This window comes from Sinorhizobium kostiense (assembly GCF_017874595.1).
Taxonomy (GTDB): Bacteria; Pseudomonadota; Alphaproteobacteria; order Rhizobiales; family Rhizobiaceae; genus Sinorhizobium; species Sinorhizobium kostiense.
In genome coordinates this window covers 977,771-1,003,320 of the sequence record NZ_JAGILA010000002.1, presented here as the reverse complement: position 1 = coordinate 1,003,320, position 25,550 = coordinate 977,771, and the positions used below count along the sequence as shown (strand labels likewise).

Below are 25,550 nucleotides of genomic sequence, written 5' to 3'. Positions count from 1 at the left end.
CTACTCCCGCCATGCCCGGCATTGCGTGATCGACCGCTCGGAGCCTCCGCATACACGCAGAATGCCACAACGGGATAATAATTCAATTTGATTTATTTATTGACAGGCCGGAAATTTGGTGCTTGATTTACATCCGGAAGCGCGGTCCGCAGTGGAGGAATTGCTGCGGGGCGAAGCCCGAAAGGCCGGCTTCTCCGGCATGTTCATCCTTGGGAGGGTTCAATGAAGAAAACTGTTCTTTCTGCCGCTTTCGGCGCGCTTGCTGTTGGCGTCGCCTTCGCGTCGGCGTCGCAGGCGGCTGATATTTCCGCCTGCCTCATCACCAAGACTGACACCAATCCCTTTTTCGTCAAGATGAAGGAAGGCGCGACCGCCAAGGCTCAGGAGCTTGGCATCACGCTCAAGTCCTACGCCGGCAAGGTTGACGGTGATTCCGAGAGCCAGGTTGCGGCGATCGAAACCTGCATCGCTGACGGTGCCAAGGGTATCTTGCTCACCGCCTCCGACACCAAGGGCATTGTGCCAAGCGTGCAGAAGGCTCGCGAGGCAGGCGTCCTGGTCATCGCTCTCGACACCCCGCTCGAGCCGCTCGATGCTGCTGACGCGACCTTCGCGACCGACAACCTGCTTGCAGGCAAGCTGATCGGCCAATGGGCCGCCGCGACGCTTGGCGATGCCGCCAAGGAGGCGCGGGTCGCCTTCCTCGATCTGACCCCGTCGCAGCCGACCGTCGACGTTCTGCGCGACCAGGGCTTCATGATCGGTTTCGGCATCGATCCCAAGGATCCGAACAAGATTGGCGACGAGGATGATCCGCGCATCGTCGGTCATGACGTCACCAACGGCAATGAAGAAGGTGGCCGTACCGCGATGGAGAACCTTCTGCAGAAGGATCCGACCATCAACGTCGTTCATACGATCAACGAGCCGGCTGCCGCTGGCGCCTATGAAGCGCTCAAGGCGCTCGGCCGCGAGAAGGACGTGCTTATCGTTTCCGTCGACGGCGGTTGCCCGGGTGTCAAGAATGTTGCCGAAGGCGTAATCGGTGCGACCTCCCAGCAATATCCCTTGATGATGGCGGCGCTCGGTATCGAGGCGATCAAGAAATTCGCCGACACCGGCGAAAAGCCGAAGCCGACCGAGGGCAAGGACTTCGTCGACACGGGGGTCTCGCTCGTCACCGACAAGCCGGTCTCCGGCGTCGAGTCGATCGACACCAAGGAAGGTCTGGAGAAGTGCTGGGGCTGACGAGGCCCGGGCTTTAAACGTGACAGGGAAGGGCGGCCCCGGCCGCCCTTCGTGTAAGCGGCGCTGCATGTTTCCTTGAGTTCTGGCGGAGCCAGGAAGGACATGCGCGAGTCGAAGCTTCTGCAGCAAATTTTGCGCGTCTGAACAGCCGCGCGGCGTGTGGTCTTTGACAAGCCGCAGAACCTGCGCAACCTTTAGAGCGGGATGAGGAAAGTCGTGATCGCGTTTCCACCCGTATTCCGCTCTGGCTTCTCGGAAGCGGTCGCCATTGTGATCCGGATGAGGCAATCCGAGCCGAGGTGACCGGGAAAGTCATGGGAATTCGCCGCGATGATCGGCGGTCCGCACATCCTGCAGCAATGCGCCCTGCTTGGGAGCGGGGTTTACGGGAGGAGTCTCCATGGGCGAGCCAAACACAGCCGCACAGCCATCCCAGGAATTCGAAAAAGTCCTGGTCAACAGTTCGACGGAGGTGGCGTCCTTCGACACGCATGACAAGACGCCACTTCAGAAACTCCAGCATTTCCTTCATTCGAGCCCGGCCGCCGTGCCGCTGATCGTCCTGGTGCTGTCCTTGGCAGCCTTTGGCGCCATTCTCGGCGGCAAGTTCTTCTCCGCCTTCTCGATGACGCTCATCCTGCAGCAGGTGGCGATCGTCGGCATCGTCGGCGCGGCCCAGACGCTCGTCGTGCTGACGGCCGGCATCGACCTGTCGGTCGGCGCGATCATGGTGCTCTCCTCCGTGGTGATGGGACAGTTTACTTTCCGCTACGGTCTGCCGCCGACGCTCTCCGTCCTCTGCGGACTTGGTGTCGGGGCGCTCTGCGGCTACATCAACGGCACCCTCGTCGCGCGCATGAAGCTGCCGCCCTTCATCGTTACCCTGGGCATGTGGCAGATTGTGCTCGCGTCGAATTTCCTCTATTCGGCCAACGAGACGATTCGCGCACAGGACATCTCCGCGAACGCGCCGATTCTGCAATTCTTCGGCCAGAGCCTTCGCCTGGGCAACGCCGTCTTCACCTATGGCGTCATCGCCATGGTCCTTCTCGTCGGCCTGCTCTGGTATGTCCTGAACCATACGGCCTGGGGACGCTACGTCTATGCGGTGGGCGACGACCCGGAAGCGGCCAAGCTCGCCGGCGTCAACGTCAGGCACATGCTCGTCGCCGTCTATACGCTGTCGGGCCTGATCTGCGCCCTGGCCGGCTGGGCCCTCATCGGCCGCATCGGCTCGGTCTCGCCGACCGCCGGCCAGTTCGCGAATATCGAATCGATCACCGCCGTGGTGATCGGCGGCATCTCGCTCTTCGGCGGACGCGGCTCCATTCTCGGCATGCTGTTCGGTGCACTCATCGTCGGCGTCTTCTCGCTCGGACTTCGCCTGATGGGCACCGACCCGCAATGGACCTATCTGTTGATCGGCTTGCTGATCATCCTCGCCGTTGCAATCGACCAGTGGATCAGAAAGGTAGCAGCCTGATGGCACAGGAACCCATTCTCACCGCCCGCGGTCTCGTCAAGCGCTATGGCCGGGTGACAGCTCTAGACCATGCCGATTTCGATCTCTACCCCGGCGAAATCCTCGCTGTGATCGGCGACAATGGTGCCGGCAAGTCAACGATGATCAAGGCTGTTTCCGGCGCTCTCACGCCGGACGACGGCGAAATCCGCCTGGAAGGCCAGCCGGTGCATTTCCGCTCGCCGATGGATGCGCGCAAGGCCGGCATCGAGACGGTCTACCAGAATCTTGCCCTGTCGCCGGCGCTCTCGATCGCCGACAACATGTTTCTCGGCCGGGAGATCCGCAAGCCGGGGATCATGGGCAAGTGGTTCCGCTCGCTCGACCGCGCGGCCATGGAAAAACAGGCGCGGGCAAAGCTGTCCGAACTGGGCCTGATGACGATCCAGAACATCAATCAGGCGGTGGAAACGCTTTCGGGCGGCCAGCGCCAGGGCGTCGCCGTCGCACGGGCGGCCGCCTTCGGCTCGAAAGTCGTGATCATGGACGAGCCGACTGCGGCACTCGGTGTGAAGGAAAGCCGGCGCGTGTTGGAACTGATCCTCGATGTCCGCGCCCGCGGCCTGCCAATCGTCTTGATCTCGCACAACATGCCGCATGTCTTTGAGGTGGCGGACCGGATCCATATCCACCGCCTCGGCCGGCGGCTCTGCGTCATCAATCCCAAGGACTTCACCATGTCGGATGCGGTCGCCTTCATGACCGGTGCAAAAGCACCTCCGGGTGAGGCGATTGCTGCATGACGCGCAGGTCCTTGACGGACGAGATCCTGAAACGGGCGGCCGGCGCCGGCCGTTTCATCGTCGCCATTGCCGGCCCACCGGGGGCCGGCAAGTCGACACTTTCCGAAGCCCTTGCCGAGGCGATCGCCTCAGCGGGCGAAAGCGTGGCAGTGCTCCCGATGGACGGGTTCCACATGGACAACGCCGTCCTCGAAAAGAAGGGCTTGCTTGGCCGCAAGGGCGCGCCCGAGACCTTCGACGTGCGCACGTTCCTTGCAACGCTCGCAGCCGTCCGCGCTAATGACGGCGAGGTTTTGGTTCCGGTCTTCGATCGTTCCAGGGAATTGGCGATCGCTTCGGCAAGGATCATTGCGCCGGAGACGCGCCTTGTCCTCGTCGAAGGCAATTACCTGCTGCTCGACGAGGCGCCCTGGAGCGCCCTCGATGGAGCGTTCGATTATTCGGTCTTCATCGATCCCGGCCTGGAAGTGCTCGAAAAGAGGCTGCTCCAGCGCTGGCTCGATTACGGGTACGATAACGAGGTGGCGCGCGCGAAGGCCTTCGGCAACGACATCCCGAACGCCCGTCGGGTCCTCGACAGTCGGCGGCCCGCCGACCGGGTGGTTCCGGACTTCTGACGGTAGCTCCGGAGTGGGATGACAGTGTGTGACGCCCACATCCTGTGCCTGGCCCTTGGAATCGCCCCCTGTGGATCGATCCCGTTGGAATCGTCGTTGTCTTCCGCGGCGCAATGATGATATCGAGATGCGGTTTCACCACATGAATTACCGCCCCACAAGCGCCGGCCGCAGCGCCGCCCGCGCGGATCGGGCGCGAGCATCGGGAGAACGCTGACATGCAAGAGCTCGTAATCAGGCGCCCGGACGATTGGCACCTTCACTTGCGCGATGGCGGCATGCTGCGCGGCGTCGTCGCTGACACGAGCCGCCACTTCGCCCGCGCGATCGTCATGCCCAATCTTGTGCCGCCGGTCGTCACCGCCGCCGATGCGGCGGCCTATCGCGCGCGTATTCTCGCCGCCATTCCCGCGGGCCATCGCTTCGAACCGCTGATGACGCTCTACTTGACCGAAAGTACCGACCCGAATGATGTCGCGGAGGGGTTCAGAAGCGGTCTCGTCAAGGCGGTAAAGCTCTACCCGGCCGGTGCCACCACCAATTCGGCGAGCGGCGTGCGCGACATCGACAAGGCAATGCCGGTGCTCGAGCGCATGGCCAAGATCGGCCTGCCGCTCTGCGTCCACGGCGAGGTAACGACGCCGGAGGTCGATATCTTCGACCGTGAGGCCGTGTTCATCGAAACGGTTCTCGATCCCTTGCGTCGGCGCCTGCCGGAGCTCAGGATCACCATGGAGCACGTGACGACAAAGGACGGTATCGACTATATCAAGGCGTCGAAAGCCAACCTCGCCGGCTCGATCACCACCCATCACCTGATCATCAACCGCAACGCCATTCTCGTCGGCGGCATCAAGCCGCATTATTACTGCCTGCCGGTCGCGAAACGCGAAACACACCGTCTCGCGCTACGGGCAGCGGCAACCTCCGGCGACGTGCGCTTCTTCCTGGGCACCGATTCCGCCCCGCATGTCGATCCGCTCAAGGAATGCGCCTGCGGCTGCGCCGGAATTTACACCTCGATAAATACCCTGAGTTGCCTCGCGCAGGTCTTCGAGGAGGAGGGGGCGCTCGACCGGCTGGAGGCTTTCACGTCGCTGAACGGCCCTGCGTGGTATGGCCTGCCGGTCAACGAGGAAAGAATCACGCTCAGCAAAGGGCAGGAGCCAGTGCGCTATCCGGCCAAGATCGAGACTGAGGCGGGACCGGTCACCGTTTTTGATCCGATGTTCCCGCTCTACTGGGCTGTCGTCTAATCGGGTTGTCTTGGATGCGTGATCGTTTCAGGTCATGCCACGGAGGGAAGTTCATGTTTTCGAATGCATTCACCGACAAGGCGGTGATGGCAGAGCTGGTGGCGAAGATGCTCTGGGAAATCAGGGCCGTGCATTTTCGCGCCGATGAACCGTACAAGCTTGCCTCCGGCATGGCGAGCCCGGTCTATATCGATTGCCGCAAGCTGATCTCCTATCCGCGGATTCGCTCGGCCGTCATGGATTTCGCGGCGGCGACGATCCTGAGTGAGGCCGGTTTCGAGCAGTTTGACGTGGTTGCGGGCGGCGAGACCGCTGGCATCCCGTTTGCGGCAATGCTTGCCGAGCGCCTCGGCCTACCGATGATCTATGTGCGCAAGGCGCCGAAGGGACACGGCCGCAATGCCCAAATCGAGGGGCATATGCCGGAGGGTGCGCGCGTTCTGGTGATCGAGGACCTGACGACCGCCGGCGGTTCGATGTTCAAGTTCATCGATGCAATCCGCGCGGCCGGCGGCATAGTCGAGCACGGCGTTGCCCTTTTCTATTACGATATCTTCCCGGAGGCACGCGCCAACATGAAGTCCAAAGGCGTCGACCTGCATTACATCGCCACCTGGCGCAACGTACTTGCCGTCGCCCGAGAGCAGGCGCTCTTTGACGAAAAGACGCTGAACGAGGTCGAGGCTTTCCTCAATGCGCCGCTCGAATGGTCGGCCCGCAACGGCGGCGTCAGCGCGCTCGCGGCTCAGTGACAGACCGGCGCGCGCTTAATCAACCGAATAGATTTCAGGGAGGACAGTCATGATCGTGTGCTGCGGAGAGGCCTTGATCGACATGCTGCCGCGTGAGACGGCGGCGGGGGAAACTGCCTTTGCGCCCTATGCGGGGGGCGCAATTTTCAATACCGCCATCGCGCTTGGACGCCTCGGCATTCCGACCGGCTTCGTCACTGGCCTTTCCGACGACATGTTCGGCGATATCCTGCGTGAGACGCTGAAAGCTGCCAATGTCGATTACAGCCCCTGCGCCACCCTGCCGCTGCACACGACGCTCGCTTTCGTAAAGCTTGTCGACGGCCATGCGAGCTACGCGTTCTTCGACGAGAACACGGCCGGGCGAATGATCACCGTCGATCACCTGCCGGGGCTCGACGACACCTGCGAGGCGCTACATTTCGGCGCGATCAGCCTTATTCCCGAACCCTGCGGCTCGACCTATGAGGCGCTGATGCGGCGGGAGCACGAGAGACGGGTGATCTCCTTCGACCCGAACATCCGCCCGGGCTTCATCAAGGACCGGGAGGCGCATCTTGCCCGCATGAACCGAATGGCTGCGATGTCGGACATCATCAAGTTCTCCGACGAGGATCTCGCCTGGTTCGGCATGGAGGGCAGTCATGACGCGCTCGCAGCCGAATGGCTGACGCGTGGCCCGAAGCTGGTGCTGATCACCAAGGGAGCGGCCGGCGCGGTCGGCTACACCCGGAATCACAAAGTCGAAGTCGCCGGCGAGCGCGTCGCCGTGGTCGATACCGTCGGTGCCGGCGATACTTTCGATGCCGGCGTACTGGCTTCGCTGAAGCTCAACGATCGGCTCACTAAGGAAAGCGTGGCGAGCCTTGACGAGGGCGCCGTTCGCGATGCGCTTACGCTCGGTGCCAAGGCCGCGGCTGTCACCGTCTCGCGCGCCGGCGCCAATCCGCCCTGGCGCCACGAAATCGGGCTCTGAGTTCATACTAACGACACCGGTTCTCGCCGACTTGGCCGGAACGCGCGACGGTCGATATCCCCTCTGGCCGGCCCACTCCGCAGCTGCTGCGAGGACGGGAAGGCCAGTGGGGGTACTTGGCCGAGCCCCTTGTTCTTGATCAGCGCGCCGCCTTCAGGAGAGCGGCAACCAGGCCGGCAGTGGAGGAATCGTGGCCGTCGGCGCTCTCCTTTCCCTCGACAACCGGGAGAAGCCCGGTCGCGAGCTCCTTGCCGAGCTCGACCCCCCATTGATCGAAGGAGTTGATGTTGAAGAGCGCGCCTTCGACGAAGACACGATGTTCGTAGAGCGCAATCAGGCGCCCGAGCGCGAACGGATCGAGTTGGTCGTAGACGAAGGTGAGCGACGGCCGATTGCCGGTGAAGACGCGATGCGGCGCGATTCTGTCGGCCTTCGCCTCATCCATGCCCTTCGACGTAAGCTGCGCCTTTGCCTCGGCGAGCGTGCGGCCTTTCATCAGGGCTTCCGACTGCGCCAGACAGTTGGCGATCAGAAGTTGGTGCTGGTGACGCAGTCTCTTCTCATGTCCGTTCGCAGCGATCATGAACTCGGCGGGAATGATGTCGGTGCCCTGGTGGATAAGCTGATAGAAGGCATGCTGGCCATTGGTGCCGGGTTCGCCCCAGACCACGGGCCCGGTCGAGAACTGGACCGGCGTGCTGTCAAGCGTCACGGCCTTGCCGTTCGACTCCATGTCGAGCTGCTGCAGATAGGCCGGGAAGCGCGAAAGACGCTGATCGTAGGGCAGGATCGCCCGCGAGGGATAGCCGAGCACGTTGCGATGATAGAAGCCGATGAGCCCAAGCAGCATCGGGATGTTTTCGCGAATAGGGGCGGTACGGAAATGCTCGTCGATCGCATGGCCGCCATCGAGGAAGCGGCCGAAGTTTTCTTTGCCGATGGCGATCATCAGCGGCAGGCCGATGGCCGACCAGATGGAGTAGCGCCCGCCGACCCAGTCCCAGAAGCCGAAGACGCGGGCGGCATCGATGCCGAAAGCGCCGACCTTGTCGAGCGCCGTCGAGACGGCCGCGAAGTGATGGCCGACAGCCGCCTCGCCGAGCTTATCGGCAATGAAGGCGCGGGCGGTTGCCGCATTCGTCATCGTCTCGATCGTAGTGAAGGTCTTGGACGCGACGATGAAGAGCGAGGTCTCCGGATCGAGGAGTTTCAGGGTGTCGGCGATGTGGGCGCCGTCGACGTTCGAGACGAAATGCAACCGCGGCCCGTCATGGAACGGCGCCAACGCCAGCGTCGCCATCACGGGACCGAGGTCGGAGCCGCCGATCCCGATATTGACGACGTCGGTGATCTTCTTGCCGGTCGCGCCTTGGAGCGCGCCGGAACGTACCCCGTCGGCAAAGGCGCTCATCGCTTCGAGCACGGAATTGACGTCGGGCATGACGTCCTTGCCGTCGACGAGGATCGGCCGGTTCGTCCTGTTCCGGAGCGCGACATGCAGTACCGCACGCTCCTCGGTGATGTTGATGATGTCACCACGGAACATCGCGTCGCGCTTTTCCTCGACCTTGGCGGCCTTCGCCAGCGCCTCCAGCCCGTCGAGAATCCGGTCATTCACTGCACATTTCGAATAATCGAAGAGGAGGTCTCCGAGCCTGGTGCTGAAGCGGGAAAAGCGGTTGGGATCGGCCGCAAAGGCGGCACGGATGTCGGTTGCATTGGTCTCGCGTGCAGTGGCTTTGAGGTTCTCGACAAGCGCTTTCATCGCAGGGCTCCTTGCATCGGATTGGCTGCGATAGCTAGTCGCTTTAACAGCGGCAAATCAAGGGCATGTGTGCACTGCAGCGAAAAAACCGCCTGCGGATGGCATTTCCAGATCGGTGCGCCGCTGGTGCTAACCGCGCAAGTCCTTACGTAGGATCTTGCCGACGTTGGATTTCGGCAAATCGGCGCGGAATTCGACAAATTTCGGCCGCTTGTAATTGGTGAGGTTCTCCGCACAGTGGCGTTTGACCTCCTCTTCGGTGAGCTTCGGGTCCTTGCGCACGACGAAAAGCTTCACCGCCTCGCCGGAATGCGGGTCGGCAACACCGATCGCCGCGCATTCCAGAATGCCTGGATGCGTGGCCACCACCTCCTCGATCTCGTTCGGGAAGACATTGAAGCCGGAGACGAGGATCATGTCCTTCTTGCGGTCGACTATCTTGATCAGGCCGGCAGCGGTCATGAAACCGACGTCGCCGGTGCGGAAGAATCCGTCCAGCGAGATCGCCTTCGCCGTCTCTTCCGGCCGCTTCCAATAGCCGGACATCACCTGCGGCCCGCGGATGCAGATCTCGCCGACTTGGCCAACAGGTAACGAATTGCCGTCCTCGTCGCGTATGTCCACCTCCGTCGAGGGTAAAGGCATGCCGATCGTGCCAGTGAACTCATCCGTGTCGAGCCGGTTGGCGGTGGCGACCGGCGAGGTTTCCGACAGCCCGTAGCCCTCGTGGATTGGGCATCCGGTCATCTGCAGCCAGCGCTCCGCAACCGGCCGCTGCACGGCCATGCCGCCGCCGAAGGTCAGGATCAGCGATGAAAAGTCGAGCTTCTGGAACTCGGGATTGTTCATCAGCGCATTGAAGAGCGTGTTGAGCCCGGGAAAGATATTGGTGCGGTATTTGCCGAGCTCCTTGACGAACGCGGGAATGTCGCGGGGATTGGGAATCAGGATGTTGTTGCCGCCAAGCGCGAGGCCCATCAGCGAATTCACCGTAAGTGCGAAGATATGGTAGAGCGGCAGCGCGCACATGAAGGTGAGCTGTTCAGGGCGCGGCTTGCGCAGGAACGCCGTGTTCAGCCAGAGCTCCATCTGCGCCATGTTCGAGAGAAGGTTGGCATGGGTCAGGCATGCGCCCTTGGACACGCCCGTCGTACCGCCGGTATATTGAAGAAAGGCAGTGTCCCCCGGCCCCAGATGGGGTTTCGTAAGCGTCAGTGTCGCGCCTTTGGCGAGGACTGCCTTGAAGGAGACATGGTTCGGGATCGACCAGGCGGGAACGAGTTTCTTTACCCGGCGCACGACGAGATTGACGACCAGACCCTTGGCCCCGAGCATGTCGCCCATGCTGGCGACGACCACATGCTTGACCGCCGTCCGGGTGACGACCTGCTCGACCGTATGGGCGAAATTCTCAAGCACGAAGATCACCTTGGCACCGGCATCGACGAGCTGGTGTTCGAGTTCGCGCGGGGTATAGAGCGGATTGACGTTCACCACCGTGAAGCCCGCGCGAAGGATTCCATAAACGACGACCGGGTTCTGCAGGGTATTCGGCAGCATGACCGCGACCCGATCGCCCCTGGTGAGCCCCAGCGACTGCAGCCACGCACCGATCTTTGCCGAATAACGATTGAGATCGGCGAAGGTGAGGGACTTGCCCATGCTGGTGAAGGCCGGACGCCAGGAATATTGTGCAACAGCGTGGTCGAAGAACTCGCCGATGGAGCGATAGGCAATCGGGCCGATCTCGGCGGGCACGCCGGGCGGATAGGATCCGAGCCACATCTTTCCGCTGCCGGACCCTGCCTGCTGTATGCTTGCTTCCGCCATGACCTCTCTCCCTCTGGTCGCATCAAACGGCCGTGCTCACGGCGAAGAAAAACCCCTCCCGATCTTCCTCTCCGTCGAAGATGCTGCTTTTACTGCGCTTCTTCAAGCATCATTCCAGTTATATTACTTTGACGTAAGCGTCAATAAGCGAGTTCTGTGCGTGTCTGGCTAGGATCACCGAAATCTGCCTGTCACCTGCTTGGGCTAACAGGGGGAAGTGCGGGGGAGGGGGCCTAGCCCGACCCTTGCCCGTTGAGCAAACACGCGGCGCTGGAGGCCGGCACAATATCCGCGATCCTGCGGGAGACGGGCTGGCAAGGCCGCGCGTTTGTTGTAAGGTCTCTGAAAGACGGAGGAATGCAGGTGCAATTGGGCAATCGCGAGCGAGAAAATCTCCCGGTGGAGCCGAGGCTCTTCGGGCAGCCGGCTCATTCGCGTTCCGCCCTTGTCCTGCCGATCTCTGCGGCGCGTTGGCTGCTCGTCCTCGTACTGCTCGCCGGCGTCTATTTCTTCCACGGTTTCGTGGTGCCGGTGCTCGCCGCCGTCGTCATCGGCTTCGCCAGCTGGCCGATCTATCGACGGCTGCTGCAGGCGGTTAGCGGCAATCGTACGCTTGCTGCTACCATCGCCATCGTTGCGGTCGTCGCCTTCATCGTCGTGCCGATCTCGCTGGCCGCGGTCTATGCGGTGCAGGAGGTGCGCGATTGGCTCCTCTGGGCAGTCGCGACCAATGCCAACGGAGCAGCGGTTCCCGAATGGCTGGCAACGATTCCGATGGCCGGCGGCTGGCTCGGGGAGCAATGGGTGCGATATATCGGCCATCCCGGCGCTCTCGGAGAGCTGGTCCAGCTCGTCAGCGGTTCCAATATCGGCAACATCTATCGTGGTGTTCTGGTGATCGGCGCCTCAGCCTTCGAGTCGTTCCTGACGCTGCTCTTCATGCTGATCACGCTGTTCTTCGTCTATCGTGACGGCCAGTCCTTTTCGAAGCAGCTCGATCGTCTCGGCGAGCAGATCTTTCCGATGCGGTGGGAGCGTCTGTCGCGTGTCGTTCCCCTCACCATCAGCTCGACCGTGACCGGGATGGGCATTATCGCCATCGGTGAGGGCATCGTCCTTGGCGTTGCCTACTGGCTCGCCGGCATGCCGTCTCCCGTCACGCTCGGCATCATCACCGGCATCATGGCGCTGATTCCCGGCGGGGCGCCGCTCTGCTTCACGCTGGTGTCGGCCTATCTCGTGGCGAGTGGCTCGCCGGTTCAGGGTCTTGCGCTCTTTGTCTGGGGTACGACGGAGCTTTTCATCGTCGACAAGACGCTGCGCCCGAGGCTTGTCGGCGGACCGATCAAGCTGCCTTTCCTGCCGACCTTCTTCGGCCTTGTCGGTGGCGTCAAGACAATGGGCTTCCTTGGTCTTTTCGTCGGGCCGGTGCTCATGGCGCTGCTTGTCGCCATCTGGCGCGAATGGCTGCATGAGGTGACCGAGAGGCCGCAGCCGACTTCCGAGACGATTACGCGGGTCGATCTGTCGGTGAAGTGAGATCGAGCGGACGAGTACGGCCGTCCCGGCTGTGTCGACGAGCAAGCCGCCATATGGTTTTTTTCACGAAGTTGTTTTAAGACAGGCTGCAATCATAAAGTTGTGGGCCCGGTTTTCCATAATGAACGACGCTTTTCACGGCGAGCATGCCGACGGGCCAGCCACCGATCGCCGCCCGATTGCGGCGCGCCAGAGCGGTTTCGCGCGGCAACTGACGGCATTGCTTCTCAAGACGCAAGTCACGCCGAACCAGATTTCGCTTTTCAGTATCGCCTTCGCCGTGATCGGAGCGGCTGCCCTGTTCTGGGCGCCGCATTGGCCTTTCCTTTATCTGCTCGCCGTCGCAGGCATCCAGTTGCGCCTTTTGTGCAATCTTCTCGACGGCATGGTGGCGGTCGAGGGTGGGCGCGGCTCGTCCGTCGGCGCGCTCTACAACGAATTTCCCGATCGCGTCGCCGATACGGTGCTGATCGTCGCCCTCGGCTATGCCGCGGAAGCGGGATGGCTCGGCTGGGGGGGCGCGCTCGCGGCGGCGCTTACCGCCTATGTCCGCGTGTTCGGCGGCTCGATCGGCCAGGCGCAGGATTTCCGCGGTCCGATGGCCAAACAGCACCGCATGGCGGTGATGAGCCTCGCCTGCGTCTTGGCGCTCGCAGAAGCCGCGCTGACGACGGGGCACTTCATACCTTACGTCGCGGCCTGGGTCATCCTGCTCGGTTCACTGCTCACCTGCTGGACCCGCACCAGAGCCATCGTCTCGCGCATCCGGGGAGCTTCGCAGCCTTGATTGATATCGTGCTGATCGGCCTCACCCGCTTTATCGTCGGCGGCCAGGCGCGATGGGTCGGCTCTCTGCCGGAGCCGCGCCAGCGCATCTATTTCGCCAATCACGCCAGCCATCTAGATACGCTCCTCATCTGGTCGGCGCTGCCACGGGCGTTGCGCGCGTCCACCCATCCGATTGCCGCGGCCGATTATTGGGGCAGGGGCAGCATCCGCCGCCATATCGCGCTGAAAGTGCTGAACGCCGTGCTCGTCGAGCGGGCCTTGCAGGGCACGCCCGGGGCGGCGCTGGCGCCCTTGCGCGGCCTGTTGTCCGACGGCCAATCCCTCATCCTTTTCCCGGAGGGCACGCGCGGCAGTGACCGCCTCCCGGGCCCCTTCAAGAGCGGTCTCTTCTGGCTGGCGCAGGAATTTCCGGAGGTCGAACTGGTCCCGACCTACCTCGATAACCCCTCGCGCGCCTTTCCGAAGGGAGCCTTCCTTCCTGTTCCCATCAGTTGCACGGTGCGTTTCGGCGCGCCGCTCGCCAGCCGAGCGGGAGAGGAAAAAGACGAATTCCTCGAGCGCGCCCGGGAAGCGGTCGGCTCGCTCGCCTCGTACCCGATCACGTGAGGCCGCATGTCTTTGAGCGATAAGCTTCTCATCCTTTTCGCCGGTATCTGCAGTCTTCTCGCGATCGCCTCTCTGATCGGCTTTGCGCTATCGCGCAAGATCACGTCGGAAAGCGGCCGAGCGACCGTCGATAATCTCAATGCGCGCATCAAGGCCTGGTGGGTGATGGTCGCGATCTTCGCCTTGAGCTTCGGCCTCGGCAAGGGTGCGACCGTAGTGCTCTTCGCGCTCACCTCTTTCTACACGCTACGCGAGTTCGTCTCGCTGACGCCGACGCGGGCGGCCGACCACCTGCTCCTCGTCGGCGCGTTTTATATGCTGTTGCCGCTTCAATATTGGCTGATCTGGACCGACTGGTATGCGCTGTTCACGATCTTGATACCGGTCTACGGCTTTCTCCTCCTTCCGACCCTCGCAGCGTTGAAGGGTGATGCCGAGCAGTTCCTGCTGCGGGTGTCGCGCATTCAGTGGGCGCTGATGCTGACGGTCTATTGCATCAGTCATGCACCGGCACTGATCATGCTCGACATACCGGGCTATGATGGTCAGGGTTTCCTGCTGCTCTTCTTCCTGATCACCGTCGCGCAGTTGAGCGATGTCATGCAATATGTCTTCGGCAAGCTGACGGGCAGGACGAAAATCGCGCCTGTCGTGAGCCCGTCAAAAACCGTGGAAGGCCTCGTCGGCGGCGGGCTCTCTGCCGTGCTGGCAGGCGCGGGCCTCTGGTGGATCACGCCTTTTTCCCCCGTCGAGGCGGCGGCAATGGCACTCGCCATCGTCGCCATGGGCTTCTTCGGCGGCCTTGCTCTCTCGGCCGTCAAGCGCTCGATGGGCGTGAAGGATTGGGGCACGATGATCTCGGGCCATGGCGGCGTGCTCGATCGCATGGACTCGCTGAGCTTCGCCGCACCGGTATTCTTCCACCTGACGCGGTATTTCTATACGTGATTGTGGCTCGCAAGGAGGCCGGCATCAGCCGATTCCCTCGTTCAGGCTATCCGCCGGCGATGAATTGCGTGAAACAAATGGTGCCGCTTACGTGACTCGAACACGTGACCCCATCATTACGAATGATGTGCTCTACCGACTGAGCTAAAGCGGCCCTGGGGCGGTTCCGCGGGCGCCCGCGGAACGAATGTGAGGCGCTGATAAACGCAAAGCGGCAAGATTTCAAGCCATCAGTTCCGAGAACTCGAAAATTCCTTCGGAGTAGGCGCAGCACCACGATGCGCCAGCTCCAGTCGGGCGCGGGCGGCATCGTATTCGCGCTCCAGGCGGTCGACCAATCCCGCGACCGGGGCGATCTCGCCGACGGCGCCGATGCCCTGGCCGCAGCCCCAGATGTCTTTCCATGCCTTGGCGCCGTCGGCGGCCCTGCCGAAATCCATCTTGGACGGGTCCGCTTCCGGGAGGTTGTCCGGGTCCATGCCCGCGGCGCGAATCGAGGCCCTGAGATAGTTGCCGTGGATCCCGGTAAAGTAATTGGAATACACGATGTCGGCTGCATTGCTGTCGACGATCATCTGCTTGTAGGCGTCGCTGGCGCGGGCCTCTTCGGTGGCGATGAACGGCGAGCCGATATAGGCCATGTCGGCGCCCATGGCCTCGGCCGCGAGAATGGCGCCGCCGGTGGCGATCGCGCCCGAGAGGAGCAGCGGCCCGTCGAACCAGGCGCGGATTTCCTGGACGAGCGCGAACGGCGAAAGCGTTCCCGCATGGCCGCCGGCGCCGGCGGCGACCGCGATCAGCCCGTCGGCGCCCTTGCGGATCGCCGAATTCGCATGGCGGTTGTTGATGACGTCGTGCAGCACGACGCCGCCATAGGAGTGAATGGCATCATTCACTTCCGGAACAGCGCCGAGCGAGGAGATGACGATCGGCACCTTGTATTTGACGCAGAGCATCAGGTCGTGCTCGAGACGCGCATTCGACTTGTGCACGATCTGGTTAACGGCAAAAGGGGCGGCCGGACGGTACGGGTTCTTGGCGTCATGTTCGGCGAGCGTTTCGGTGATCTCCGCCAGCCAATCGTCGAGTTGTTCCTGCGGCCGCGCGTTTAGCGCCGGAAATGCGCCGACGATGCCAGCCTTGCATTGCGCTATCGTCAGTTTCGGATGCGAGACGATGAATAGTGGCGCTCCGACGACCGGCAGTCTCATCCCGGAAAGAATTGGCGGCAACATTTCGGATCTCCATCCAATTGTTTGACGTTTGCGTAAGCGTAAGATTGATAGCAGCAGCCGACCCGCTTGCCTCGAGCGGGATGGCGCGCACTTTGCGCTCGCGCTTACCGGCTTTGACCGGAGCCGATCCAAAGGCAAAGACCTGTGGCAGTTCAAGTGGTACTGCGACGCTTCTGAATACACTACACGTCAATCGCGTAAAAAGACGCAGGACGTCGTGATCGACGACGCTGTCGGGCTTGCGGATTCCAAATCAAGCGGTTACCCAAACGTTAACAAGGGCGTCGAGGTGGCGAGGAACCGCCGGGGATGAGGCCGCCGGTCATTGGCCGGACGTTCGATGTGCAGAAGGAATTGACGTGAGCGGACTCGAGACTGCGATCAGGAATGCACTGGAACGCTCGGACAGGAGCAATGCGGAAATCCGCGCCCGCATCTACCAGTCGGCGCGCCAGGCGCTGGAAAATGGTCTGCAAAAACAGCAGGTCGAGGATCCCGAGGTCATTGCGCGGCAGCGCCATCGGCTCGAGGCAATCATCCATGCGATAGAGACGGAGGAGCGGACCGCGCTGAAGGCGCGCGCCACCGCCGCGCCGGTCATCAGTCTCGCAGATGTGAAGGCCAGAGGCGATGTCTCCGGCTCGGCCGGTGCGGCGCAGCGGGAGCCGACGTCCAAGGGCGAGAGCGAGACTGCCGCGCAGGCCGATGGCGGCCTCGGCGGCTTACGGCCGGATCGCGATGGACCGATGGTTTCCTCCCGCGGGGCTGGCGAGAGTGCAACGCCCGGCGCCTCCGGTTCGGCGGCTGCAGTTGCGGCTGGTCAGGCGGCATCCGACCTGAGGATGACGGATCTGGGCGTGACGGAAAAGCGTCCTCCCCGGCGAAGGCGCGGACGTTTCCTTTCCTTCCTGATGGTGGTCGCGACGCTCGCAGCGGCGGCCGGCGCCGCCGTCTGGTGGGTTCAAACCAACGATCTCTTGAGGGCGCCGGCCGAACGCGACACCAATGTCGCCAACCCGCCGCCGACCGTGGAGGCCGAGGATTTCAACGGCGCGACGGCCTTGCCGACCCTTGGCGCCCGTGAGGGATTCTCCGACGACTGGGTCGAGGTCTTCACCGCCGCGGACACCGCATCCGTCAAGCCGGCTGCCCGCGCCCGCGCGGAGCCCTATAATGACGACGGCGGCGAGCGGGTCCGGTTGACCTCGAGCATCGGGACCGAGGACGGCGACGTCGCGATCGAAATCCCGGCGGATGTACTTGCGGAGCTCGCGGGCAAATCGTCGACCTTGGCCCTGAGTGTCAAGGCGATGGCTGGCAAGACGACGGAATTTTCCGTCGCCTGCGATTTCTCGACGCTCGGCAACTGCGGCCGACATCGTTTCACCGTGCACGACGAAAGGCTGGATACGCTGTTCAAAGTGACATTTGAGCGCGGCCTCGCGCCGAAGAGCCCCGGGCGACTGCTGATCAACAGCGATGTCAGCGGCGCCGGCAACAGCCTGGACCTTTTCGCCATCCGGGTCCTGCCCGGGCAATGATCTGCCGCGGGCGGTCCGTCTCTGCGCAGTTCACCTGAGGAAGTCCGGGCCGGAGCCGACGATCCTGTCGTCCAATGCACCGATTGCCGCTTCGTTCTTGCCGTCGTAATCGAGTTTGTTGAGCATGTGCCGAATCAGGTTGACCCGCGCGCGACGCTTGTCGTTGCCGCGGATAACGATCCAAGGCGCATCGTCGCTATGCGTCTCCCTGAGCATTCGGTCGCGCTTCTCCGTGTAGTCGTCCCATTTCTGCAGGGCCGCGATATCCATCGGCGACAGCTTCCAGATCTTCAGTGGGTCATGACGGCGGTCGTGGAAACGCTTCAATTGCATTTCGCGACCGATGTTCAGCCAGAACTTGAAAAGATGAATGCCGTCCTCGACGATCATCCTCTCGAAGAGCGGTACCTGCTTCAGAAAATGCTCGTATTGCTGAGGTGTGCAGAACCCCATCACCGGCTCCACGCCAGCGCGGTTGTACCAGGAACGATCGAAGAGAACGAATTCACCGGCGGTTGGAAAGGTGGCCACATAGCGCTGGAAATACCATTGGCCGCGCTCCGTCTCGGTGGGCTTGGTCAGCGCGACGACGCGAGCCGAGCGCGGGTTCATGTAGGCCATGGTGGCGTGAATGGCGCCGCCTTTTCCCGCCGCATCGCGGCCCTCGAAAACGGCCATCACGCGCTTGCCGGTGGCCTGCAACCAGAACTGGACCTTGACGAGTTCGATCTGCAGCTGCTCGAGAGTCTGCTCATACTGCTCTTCATCGAGCTTCTTCCGGTAGGGATAGTCGTCCGAAGCGAAGGCTTCTTCATCGATCCACTGCGGCAATTCCGGATTGTCGATGTCGAAGATCCGGGTCTTGCCGCCGATCTGGAGTTCGACCGCCCGGCTTTCCGGCTTGGCCGCGTTTTCTGCCGTATCGACTACCATCTTCCTGCCTCCCGCTGCGCGGCTGGATTTCACTGGAGGAGGACACAATTGCGTTGCGATTTCAAGCATGACGTGAAAATCATGTCATGAAGCGCCGTTATCTCTCCGTCACTACCGACGAATCGTCACGGGAGGCGGCAATTGAGCGATGAGGGTGTCGTGTTGGATCGCACGAAACTGTTTTGGCAGGAATTGCTGCCGAGGCTGAAGGCGGAACGAGCGATCCTCGCCCTCTCCGCGGTGCTTGCGCTGCTCGCGATATTCGCCGGCGTTCACCCCCTCGTGATCCTGCCGTTCTGGATCGCCTTCGTTGTGGCGCTTCTCAACCGGAGCGTGCCGACGGAACAGCCGGCGCCGATAGTCGCAACGGCGGCGATGGAGGATGGAAAGGATCCGCTGGTCCCGGTGTTGAACGCCCTCGACATGCCGGTGCTCGTCATCGCGGCGGACGAAACCGTCCTGTTCCAGAACATTGCCGCCGAGAAGGCCTTCGGCACCATTCCCCCGGAGAGTTACCTTGCCGCCCGGGTGCGTTCTCCCGGCATTCTCGACATGGTGCGTGAGACCATCGCCACCGGCAAGGCCAATCAGATCGAGCATACGGAACGGCTTCCCTCCGATGCCGTTTATGTCGTCCGGGTTGCCCCTGCCGATATCGGCGAGGGCAATTCCGGTCGGCGGGTCTTCCTGCTCAGCTACCGCGACATCTCCCAGGTCCGCCGCATCGATCGGATGCGGTCGGATTTCGTCGCCAATGCCAGCCATGAGCTGCGCACGCCGCTTGCGTCTCTGCGCGGCTTCATCGAAACGCTGCAAGGGCCTGCCCGCAATGATCCGAAGGCGCAGGAGAAGTTCTTCAGCATCATGCACGAGCAGGTCACGCGGATGAGCCGCCTCGTCGATGATCTCCTGTCGCTGTCGCGGTTGGAGCTTAAATCCCATATCGCGCCCGACGACACGGTCGATCTGGTGCCGTTGCTCGGGCATGTCCGCGACGGCCTTGCCCCGCTTGCCGGAGAACTCGACGTGACGATCTCGCTCGACGTACCGGAGACGCCGGTCGTCGTACAGGGAGACCGGGACGAGTTGATCGAGGTGTTCGAGAACCTCATAGAGAACGCCTGCAAGTACGGGCAGGAGGGCAAGAAGGTCGACGTGCGGCTGACCGGCGGCGAGGGCGGCCATGCGGAGGTGACGGTTACCGATTACGGGCCAGGTATTTCGGCGGAGCACGTGCCGCGGATCACCGAGCGTTTCTATAGAGTTAACGTGGAGGCGAGCCGTTCCAAGAAAGGGACGGGGCTGGGCCTGGCGATCGTCAAGCACATCCTGACCCGCCACAGGGCGCGTCTGCTCATCCATTCGGAGTTCGGCAAGGGCGCGGTCTTTACGGTGCGCTTCTGACACAAAAGCCTGGGCACAATTCGCAAGACTCAAAATTTCGAAGTGATTCCCGCTACTTAGCCTGTCACAAATGTTTCATGAATTTGACATAAAAGATGTGGCCATCGGCGGCTAACTAGGGGCGCCGATGATACGGCGAGAGAGAGCGCTGGCACCCAAGCGCACCAACACAAGCCCATTCCGGGAGAACATCTATGAAAGCTCTTAAATTCACCGTGGCGGCGCTGGCTGCTTCCGCCGCTTTCGCGGGCGTAGCAGTGGCTCGCGATCAGATCCAGATCGCTGGCTCCTCCACCGTTCTTCCCTACGCTTCTATCGTGGCCGAAGCCTTTGGCGAAAACACCGACTTCCCGACCCCCGTTGTCGAGTCCGGTGGTTCGGGCGCGGGCCGCAAGAAACTCTGCGAAGGTGTGGGCGAGAACACCATCGATATCGCCAATTCCTCCTCGCGCATCAAGCAGTCGGACATCGACGCCTGCGCTGCCAACGGCGTCCAGGAAATCCAGGAGGTCCGCATCGGCTATGACGGCATCGTGTTTGCGTCGGACATCAAGGGTCCTGAATACGCCTTCACCCCGGCCGACTGGCACGCCGCTCTGGCCGCCAAGGTCGTGAAGGACGGTCAGCTCGTCGACAACCCGTACAAGGCCTGGAATGAAATCCGCGCCGAACTGCCGGCTCAGCCGATCCTGGCTTTCATCCCGGGCACCAAACACGGCACCCGTGAGGTTTTCGACGAGAAGGTCATCATCGCCGGTTGCGAAGAGAATGGCACGCTTGAAGCGCACAAGGCCGCTAGCAGCGGCGACGAGAAAGCAGCTGAAAAGGCCTGCATGGCTCTGCGCACCGACGGCGTTTCGGTCGACATCGACGGCGACTACACCGAGACGCTCGCTCGCATCGAAGCCAACAAGAACGGCATCGGCGTTTTCGGTCTGTCATTCTACCAGAACAACACCGACAAGCTGCGCGTCGCCACTATGAACGGCGTGACGCCGTCTGTAGAGACGATCGCTTCCGGTGAATATCCGGTTTCCCGTCCGCTGTACTTCTACGTGAAGAACGCTCACCTGGACGTCATTCCGGGCCTGCAGGAATATGTCGAGTTCTTCGTATCGGACGAAATGGCTGGCCCGGACGGCCCGCTCGCCGCCTACGGCCTGGTTTCCGATCCGGAACTTGCCAAGACCCAGGAAGCAGTCAAGGCACGCAAGCCCTTGGGGGCTTTGAACTAAGTCTTCAAACACTCTGGCGGCGCAATGATTGCGCCGCCAGTTTTCAACTTTGTCAAAGGATGCGGGCAAGATGAGTGTGGGCATCATTATCCTTGTCTTGCTGGTGCTTTCAGCACTCGGCTATTTCCTCGGCAGGCGGCGCGCCCTGGCTCTTGCGGTTGAGAGCGGCAGGAGGCTCCACTCCCTTCCTGGTTACTACGGCCAGACCGTCGCTCTGTTCATCGCGGTCCCGGCCTTTCTGCTTTTGATAGCTTGGCTGTTCATCCAGCCGGCGATTGTCGGCGCTCGGGTCAACGGCATGATCCCCGACAGTGTCATCCCCGCAGGCGGCGCGCGAAGCTTAGTCATTTCAGACGTGCGCAGGATTGCCGACGGCCTTGATGCAGTGCTTGCCAGGAATGTTCTGGACGAGGCTGCGCTTACCGACGGCCGCATCGATTTCTCCACCGTTCGTGATCGCCTCGCTGGAGTCGGCATCGCACTCGGGAACGACGTTCCGAATGAGGTCTTCGAAGCCGCAAAAGTTTATCGTCAGGGCGATAAAATCGGCACGATCGCCATGACCATCGCAGTCCTCGCTCTTTCCGCCGGGTTTGGCGCATGGTCGTTCACTCGCATCCGCCCCGACATGCGCGCTCGCAATATCAGCGAGAGCTTCATCAAGTCACTGTTGATCGGATCCTCGACGGTTGCGATCCTGACCACCATCGGGATTGTCGCCTCGCTCGTCTTCGAGAGCATCACCTTCTTCAGGATGTACCCGGCGTCCGAGTTCTTCTTCTCCACCGTATGGAACCCGCAGTTCCGCGGCGGCTCGGAGCTCGGCATCTTGCCGCTGCTCTGGGGCACGTTGTACATATCGCTGGTGGCCCTCCTTCTAGCGGTCCCGATCGGCCTGCTGATTGCGATCTACCTTTCCGAGTATGCAGGGAAGTCTGTGCGGAGTTTCGCCAAGCCTGCAATCGAGGTTCTCGCGGGCATTCCATCGATCGTGTACGGTCTCTTTGCGTTGATCACAGTCGGCCCTTTCCTGCGCGACTGGTTTGCCCAGCCACTTGGGCTCGGCAACTCGTCCTCGTCGGTACTGACCGCGGGTATCGTAATGGGCATCATGATCATTCCGTTTGTCAGTTCGCTGTCCGATGACATCATCAATGCGGTACCGCAGGCACTGCGAGACGGGTCCTACGGTCTTGGCGCGACGCAGTCCGAGACCATCAAGCAGGTTATCCTGCCGGCAGCCTTGCCGGGCATCGTCGGCGCCATTCTGCTGGCGGCCAGCCGCGCGATCGGCGAGACCATGATCGTGGTTCTCGGTGCAGGCGCGGCCGCTAAACTCGATCTCAATCCCTTTGAGGCGATGACGACGGTGACGGTGAAGATCGTAAGCCAGCTTACCGGCGATACCGAGTTCGCAAGTCCGGAGACGCTGGTCGCCTTTGCTCTCGGTCTCACCCTCTTCGTCTTTACGCTTGGGCTGAACGTGCTGGCCCTCTACATCGTGCGCAAATACCGGGAGCAGTACGAATGACCGACGTCTCCGTCGTAGCCGAGCGCGGCAAAGTCTCGCAGCCAAAGTCAATCCTAGCCATCGATGCGCGGACCCGTCGGCGCCATGCGGCGGAAGCCCGCTTTCGGCTTATGGGCAAGATTGCCGTTGCGATCAGTATTCTCGCCCTGGTCGGGCTGCTGGCGTCCATTCTCACAAACGGACTGACGTCCTTCCGGCAAACCTATGTCACGCTGGACATCTATCTTGATCCGGCCAAGCTGGACAAGCAAGGCAATCGTGATCCCGAGGCCATCGCCAAGATCACCACATTCGCCTACGCCCCCTTGATCCAGAAGGCTTTGACCGATGCCATGGCTGCAAAGGGCATTGCCGTCGAGGGAGTGAACGCCAAGCGCGCAGTCGAACTGATCTCCAAGGAAGCCCCGGCAACGTTGCGCCAGTATGTGATCTCCGATCCGGCGGTCATCGGCGAAACCATATCCTTCGATCTCCTCGCGTCGGGCCGCATCGACGGATACTACAAGGGTCGCGTGACCAAGGAAAGCGCGCAACTCGATCGGAACATTTCCCCCGAGCAGTTGCTGCTGGCAGACGAACTAAAGCAGGCCGGGCTTCTAGCGACCAGATTCAACTGGGATTTCTTTACGGCGCCTGACGCGTCCGACACCCGTCCCGAAGCGGCCGGTCTGGGCGTGGCCGTTCTCGGCTCGGCTTACATGATGCTGATCGTGTTGGTCCTGTCGCTGCCACTCGGAGTGGCTGCTTCGATTTACCTTGAAGAGTTCGCGCCGCAGAACCGCTTTACCGACCTCATCGAGGTCAATATTGCGAATCTCGCCGCCGTCCCTTCCATCGTTTTCGGTATTCTTGGCCTGGCGGTGTTCATCAACTTCGCGGGATTACCCCAATCGGCTCCGGTCGTCGGCGGTCTGGTGCTGACCCTGATGACCTTGCCGACCATCATCATCGCCACGCGCGCTGCGCTGAAGGCTGTGCCGCGCTCCATCCGTGACGCCGCGCTCGGCGTCGGCGCATCCAAAATGCAGTCCGTATTTCACCACGTCCTGCCGCTCGCCATGCCGGGAATCCTGACGGGTACGATCATTGGCCTCGCCCATGCACTGGGCGAAACGGCACCGCTGCTGCTGATCGGCATGGTCGCCTTTGTTCGCGACTATCCTGCAGGGCCTCCGGAAGGCTTTTTTGATCCGGCTTCGGCCCTGCCTGTTCAGGTCTATAGTTGGACCCAGCGCGGCGATCCGGCTTTCGTTGAGCGAGCCTCGGGCGCAATCATCGTTCTTCTGGTGTTCCTGGTTGCAATGAATTTGACAGCGATCATTCTTCGCCGCCGCTTCGAGCGCCGTTGGTAGAAAAGGAGCGCATTATGAACAATATGTCCGCTACGATAACGACGACGATTTCGACGAAGGCTCCCGCCATGAACCAACCGAAGATTTCCGCCCGCGGTGTGCAGGTCCATTATGGCGACAAACACGCCCTCAAGGATGTCAGCATCGAGATCCATCCGCGCTCCGTGACCGCCTTCATCGGTCCGTCTGGCTGCGGCAAGTCGACCTTCCTGCGGTGCCTCAATCGCATGAATGACACAATCGACATATGCCGGGTCGCAGGCCACATCGCCATCGACGGCGAAGACATCTATGATCCGAAGGTGGATCCGGTGCAGTTGCGCGCCAAGGTCGGCATGGTCTTCCAGAAGCCGAACCCCTTCCCGAAGACGATCTACGAGAACGTCGCTTACGGTCCGCGCATCCATGGCCTGGCCGCCAAGAAGGCGGACCTGGATGATATCGTCGCATCAGCGCTTCAGAGGGCCGGCCTTTGGAACGAAGTGAAGGATCGCTTGCATGCTCCGGGCACGGGCCTTTCGGGAGGCCAGCAGCAGCGCCTTTGCATTGCGCGGGCCGTTGCCGTGAGTCCGGAAGTCATCCTCATGGACGAGCCCTGCTCGGCGCTCGACCCGATCGCCACTGCCAAGGTCGAGGAACTGATCCACGAGCTTCGCGAGAACTTCACCATCGTTATCGTAACCCACTCAATGCAACAGGCAGCCCGCGTGTCGCAGCGTACGGCGATGTTCCACCTTGGCAACCTTGTCGAAGTGGACGACACGGATAAGATCTTCACCAATCCGGATGACCAGCGCACGCAGGACTACATCATGGGCCGGTTCGGCTAGGCCGACCCGCTGGCCTCCGCCTGCTAAACTGATCGAATCGATTGATGGGCGCGCGCCCTGAGGAATTGAAGATGACTCACCCACACATAATGTCCGCCTTCGATGAAGAGTTGAAGTATCTCACGCGCCGAATCTCCGAGATGGGCGGGCTTGCCGAGCAGATGGTGGCAGACTCCGTCCGCGCGCTGGTGAATTCCGATCTGGGTCTCGCCCAGAAGGTCATCTCCGACGACGCCATTCTCGATGACGCCGAACGCCAGATCGGTGAAAAGGCGATCCTCACCATCGCCAAGCGCCAGCCGATGGCGTCGGATCTGCGCGAAATCATGGGATCGATCCGTATCGCGGCTGACCTGGAGCGTGTCGGGGACCTCGGCAAGAACACTGCCAAGCGGGTAATCGCCGTCGCAGGCTCGGGCATCCCGCGCAAGCTTGCGCGCGGTCTCGAGCATCTGGCCGAACTCGCTCTGGTCCAGCTCAAGGAAGTGCTCGATGTCTACGCGTCGCGCTCGCCGGAGAAGGCGAACAGCATCCGCGAAAGGGACGAGGAGATCGATGCGATCTACACGTCCCTCTTCCGAGAGCTGCTCACCTACATGATGGAGGACCCGCGCAACATCACGCCCTGCACGCATCTTCTCTTCTGCGCCAAGAACATCGAGCGGATCGGCGACCACGCGACCAATATCGCGGAGACGATTTATTACATGGCGACCGGTGCACAGCCCCAGGGCGAACGGCCGAAGGACGATACGACAGCAACCATGGGCTCGGTGACCGAATGAGCCATCCTCTCGCTACTGCATGTCTCCTTAAATCGACCTAGGTTTAAGGACAAAGACACGCAGCAATTCAAAGTGTTACAGCGACCTTTGCGCGTCTGATAGGACGCGCGGCG

22 protein-coding genes and 1 tRNA gene are annotated in these 25,550 nt (G+C 61.8%); 18 read left to right on the top strand and 5 right to left on the bottom strand.

Translation table 11 applies throughout. The features are described 5' to 3' along the window. Window positions 1–222: 222 nt before the first annotated feature. The 7 genes from J2Z31_RS11180 to J2Z31_RS11150 all read left to right on the top strand — a co-directional run bounded on the left by J2Z31_RS11180 (window position 223) and on the right by J2Z31_RS11150 (window position 7,114). Entirely contained in the window at window positions 223–1,248 is a 1,026-nt protein-coding gene (locus tag J2Z31_RS11180) for a sugar ABC transporter substrate-binding protein (RefSeq protein WP_209601955.1), read from the top strand. A 400-nt stretch (window positions 1,249–1,648) separates the two neighbouring features. Further along, window positions 1,649–2,731 (top strand): ABC transporter permease, encoded by a 1,083-nt coding sequence (locus tag J2Z31_RS11175; RefSeq protein WP_209601954.1) that lies wholly within the window; start codon window positions 1,649–1,651, stop codon window positions 2,729–2,731. Next, window positions 2,731–3,513, top strand: a complete 783-nt coding sequence (locus J2Z31_RS11170; protein ID WP_209601953.1) for an ATP-binding cassette domain-containing protein — start codon at window positions 2,731–2,733, stop codon at window positions 3,511–3,513. Before J2Z31_RS11175 ends, J2Z31_RS11170 begins: the two co-directional genes overlap by 1 nt. Beyond that, window positions 3,510–4,130 (top strand): nucleoside triphosphate hydrolase, encoded by a 621-nt coding sequence (locus J2Z31_RS11165; RefSeq protein ID WP_209601952.1) that lies wholly within the window; start codon window positions 3,510–3,512, stop codon window positions 4,128–4,130. Before J2Z31_RS11170 ends, J2Z31_RS11165 begins: the two co-directional genes overlap by 4 nt. Window positions 4,131–4,348: 218 nt before the next feature. Further along, a complete protein-coding gene (pyrC, locus tag J2Z31_RS11160) occupies window positions 4,349–5,386 on the top strand; it encodes a dihydroorotase (RefSeq protein ID WP_209601951.1) in 1,038 nt (345 codons plus the stop codon). Window positions 5,387–5,439: 53 nt separating this feature from the next. Next, on the top strand, window positions 5,440–6,138 hold the full coding sequence (locus tag J2Z31_RS11155; protein WP_209601950.1) for an orotate phosphoribosyltransferase: 699 nt from the start codon (window positions 5,440–5,442) through the stop codon (window positions 6,136–6,138). Between the two features lie 49 nt (window positions 6,139–6,187). Continuing rightward, window positions 6,188–7,114: a carbohydrate kinase family protein gene (locus J2Z31_RS11150; RefSeq protein ID WP_209601949.1), complete on the top strand. Its 927-nt coding sequence runs from the start codon at window positions 6,188–6,190 to the stop codon at window positions 7,112–7,114. A 139-nt stretch (window positions 7,115–7,253) separates the two neighbouring features. Here the strand turns inward: J2Z31_RS11150 and pgi are convergent, their stop codons facing one another. Continuing rightward, on the bottom strand, window positions 7,254–8,879 hold the full coding sequence (gene pgi, locus J2Z31_RS11145) for a glucose-6-phosphate isomerase (protein ID WP_209601948.1): 1,626 nt from the start codon (window positions 8,877–8,879) through the stop codon (window positions 7,254–7,256). A 129-nt stretch (window positions 8,880–9,008) separates the two neighbouring features. Beyond that, window positions 9,009–10,709, bottom strand: coding sequence for a long-chain fatty acid--CoA ligase (locus J2Z31_RS11140; protein ID WP_209601947.1), 1,701 nt, complete (start codon window positions 10,707–10,709; stop codon window positions 9,009–9,011). A 363-nt stretch (window positions 10,710–11,072) separates the two neighbouring features. On the opposite strand from J2Z31_RS11140, the gene J2Z31_RS11135 reads away from it, so the two are divergent. The 4 genes from J2Z31_RS11135 to J2Z31_RS11120 all read left to right on the top strand — a co-directional run bounded on the left by J2Z31_RS11135 (window position 11,073) and on the right by J2Z31_RS11120 (window position 14,591). Further along, entirely contained in the window at window positions 11,073–12,248 is a 1,176-nt protein-coding gene (locus J2Z31_RS11135) for an AI-2E family transporter (protein WP_209602295.1), read from the top strand. 121 nt (window positions 12,249–12,369) lie between these two features. Further along, window positions 12,370–13,035, top strand: coding sequence for a CDP-alcohol phosphatidyltransferase family protein (locus J2Z31_RS11130; RefSeq protein ID WP_209601946.1), 666 nt, complete (start codon window positions 12,370–12,372; stop codon window positions 13,033–13,035). Continuing rightward, on the top strand, window positions 13,032–13,643 hold the full coding sequence (locus J2Z31_RS11125) for a lysophospholipid acyltransferase family protein (RefSeq protein ID WP_209601945.1): 612 nt from the start codon (window positions 13,032–13,034) through the stop codon (window positions 13,641–13,643). The genes J2Z31_RS11130 and J2Z31_RS11125 overlap by 4 nt, the downstream gene beginning before the upstream one ends. Before the next feature lie 6 nt (window positions 13,644–13,649). Continuing rightward, entirely contained in the window at window positions 13,650–14,591 is a 942-nt protein-coding gene (locus tag J2Z31_RS11120) for a phosphatidate cytidylyltransferase (RefSeq protein WP_209601944.1), read from the top strand. A gap of 78 nt (window positions 14,592–14,669) precedes the next feature. Here J2Z31_RS11120 and J2Z31_RS11115 read toward each other — a convergent pair. Beyond that, window positions 14,670–14,745: transfer RNA gene (locus tag J2Z31_RS11115), tRNA-Thr, on the bottom strand. 76 nt (window positions 14,746–14,821) lie between these two features. Further along, entirely contained in the window at window positions 14,822–15,826 is a 1,005-nt protein-coding gene (locus J2Z31_RS11110) for an NAD(P)H-dependent flavin oxidoreductase (protein ID WP_209601943.1), read from the bottom strand. Between the two features lie 359 nt (window positions 15,827–16,185). Between J2Z31_RS11110 and J2Z31_RS11105 the strand changes: the two genes are divergently transcribed. Beyond that, on the top strand, window positions 16,186–17,367 hold the full coding sequence (locus J2Z31_RS11105) for a biotin transporter BioY (protein WP_209601942.1): 1,182 nt from the start codon (window positions 16,186–16,188) through the stop codon (window positions 17,365–17,367). A gap of 30 nt (window positions 17,368–17,397) precedes the next feature. Here J2Z31_RS11105 and ppk2 read toward each other — a convergent pair whose 3' ends face one another. Then, window positions 17,398–18,300, bottom strand: coding sequence for a polyphosphate kinase 2 (gene ppk2 / locus J2Z31_RS11100; protein WP_209601941.1), 903 nt, complete (start codon window positions 18,298–18,300; stop codon window positions 17,398–17,400). A gap of 141 nt (window positions 18,301–18,441) precedes the next feature. On the opposite strand from ppk2, the gene phoR reads away from it, so the two are divergent. The 6 genes from phoR to phoU all read left to right on the top strand — a co-directional run bounded on the left by phoR (window position 18,442) and on the right by phoU (window position 25,437). Continuing rightward, the gene (gene phoR / locus J2Z31_RS11095; RefSeq protein WP_209601940.1) at window positions 18,442–19,704 is read left to right on the top strand and encodes a phosphate regulon sensor histidine kinase PhoR; all 1,263 of its coding nucleotides are present in this window, start codon (window positions 18,442–18,444) and stop codon (window positions 19,702–19,704) included. Between the two features lie 194 nt (window positions 19,705–19,898). Then, window positions 19,899–20,939, top strand: a complete 1,041-nt coding sequence (locus J2Z31_RS11090) for a substrate-binding domain-containing protein (protein WP_209601939.1) — start codon at window positions 19,899–19,901, stop codon at window positions 20,937–20,939. Between the two features lie 70 nt (window positions 20,940–21,009). Further along, complete coding sequence (gene pstC, locus J2Z31_RS11085; protein ID WP_209601938.1) at window positions 21,010–22,470, top strand: phosphate ABC transporter permease subunit PstC; 1,461 nt, start codon at window positions 21,010–21,012, stop codon at window positions 22,468–22,470. Then, window positions 22,467–23,822, top strand: a complete 1,356-nt coding sequence (gene pstA, locus J2Z31_RS11080) for a phosphate ABC transporter permease PstA (protein WP_209601937.1) — start codon at window positions 22,467–22,469, stop codon at window positions 23,820–23,822. The genes pstC and pstA overlap by 4 nt, the downstream gene beginning before the upstream one ends. A gap of 68 nt (window positions 23,823–23,890) precedes the next feature. Continuing rightward, a complete protein-coding gene (gene pstB, locus J2Z31_RS11075) occupies window positions 23,891–24,652 on the top strand; it encodes a phosphate ABC transporter ATP-binding protein PstB (RefSeq protein WP_234939412.1) in 762 nt (253 codons plus the stop codon). 71 nt (window positions 24,653–24,723) lie between these two features. After that, the gene (gene phoU / locus J2Z31_RS11070; protein ID WP_209601935.1) at window positions 24,724–25,437 is read left to right on the top strand and encodes a phosphate signaling complex protein PhoU; all 714 of its coding nucleotides are present in this window, start codon (window positions 24,724–24,726) and stop codon (window positions 25,435–25,437) included. The last annotated feature ends 113 nt before the right edge of the window (window positions 25,438–25,550 follow it).

Bases quoted from the DNA above. Each gene is read 5' to 3' on its own strand.
- J2Z31_RS11180 (WP_209601955.1), top strand. From the start codon at position 223: ATGAAGAAAACTGTTCTTTCTGCCGCTTTCGGCGCGCTTGCTGTTGGC.
- J2Z31_RS11175 (WP_209601954.1), top strand. From the start codon at position 1,649: ATGGGCGAGCCAAACACAGCCGCACAGCCATCCCAGGAATTCGAAAAA.
- J2Z31_RS11170 (WP_209601953.1), top strand. From the start codon at position 2,731: ATGGCACAGGAACCCATTCTCACCGCCCGCGGTCTCGTCAAGCGCTAT.
- J2Z31_RS11165 (WP_209601952.1), top strand. From the start codon at position 3,510: ATGACGCGCAGGTCCTTGACGGACGAGATCCTGAAACGGGCGGCCGGC.
- pyrC (WP_209601951.1), top strand. From the start codon at position 4,349: ATGCAAGAGCTCGTAATCAGGCGCCCGGACGATTGGCACCTTCACTTG.
- J2Z31_RS11155 (WP_209601950.1), top strand. From the start codon at position 5,440: ATGTTTTCGAATGCATTCACCGACAAGGCGGTGATGGCAGAGCTGGTG.
- J2Z31_RS11150 (WP_209601949.1), top strand. From the start codon at position 6,188: ATGATCGTGTGCTGCGGAGAGGCCTTGATCGACATGCTGCCGCGTGAG.
- pgi (WP_209601948.1), bottom strand. From the start codon at position 8,879: ATGAAAGCGCTTGTCGAGAACCTCAAAGCCACTGCACGCGAGACCAAT.
- J2Z31_RS11140 (WP_209601947.1), bottom strand. From the start codon at position 10,709: ATGGCGGAAGCAAGCATACAGCAGGCAGGGTCCGGCAGCGGAAAGATG.
- J2Z31_RS11130 (WP_209601946.1), top strand. From the start codon at position 12,370: ATGAACGACGCTTTTCACGGCGAGCATGCCGACGGGCCAGCCACCGAT.
- J2Z31_RS11120 (WP_209601944.1), top strand. From the start codon at position 13,650: ATGTCTTTGAGCGATAAGCTTCTCATCCTTTTCGCCGGTATCTGCAGT.
- J2Z31_RS11110 (WP_209601943.1), bottom strand. From the start codon at position 15,826: ATGTTGCCGCCAATTCTTTCCGGGATGAGACTGCCGGTCGTCGGAGCG.
- ppk2 (WP_209601941.1), bottom strand. From the start codon at position 18,300: ATGGTAGTCGATACGGCAGAAAACGCGGCCAAGCCGGAAAGCCGGGCG.
- J2Z31_RS11090 (WP_209601939.1), top strand. From the start codon at position 19,899: ATGAAAGCTCTTAAATTCACCGTGGCGGCGCTGGCTGCTTCCGCCGCT.
- pstC (WP_209601938.1), top strand. From the start codon at position 21,010: ATGAGTGTGGGCATCATTATCCTTGTCTTGCTGGTGCTTTCAGCACTC.
- pstA (WP_209601937.1), top strand. From the start codon at position 22,467: ATGACCGACGTCTCCGTCGTAGCCGAGCGCGGCAAAGTCTCGCAGCCA.
- pstB (WP_234939412.1), top strand. From the start codon at position 23,891: ATGAACCAACCGAAGATTTCCGCCCGCGGTGTGCAGGTCCATTATGGC.
- phoU (WP_209601935.1), top strand. From the start codon at position 24,724: ATGACTCACCCACACATAATGTCCGCCTTCGATGAAGAGTTGAAGTAT.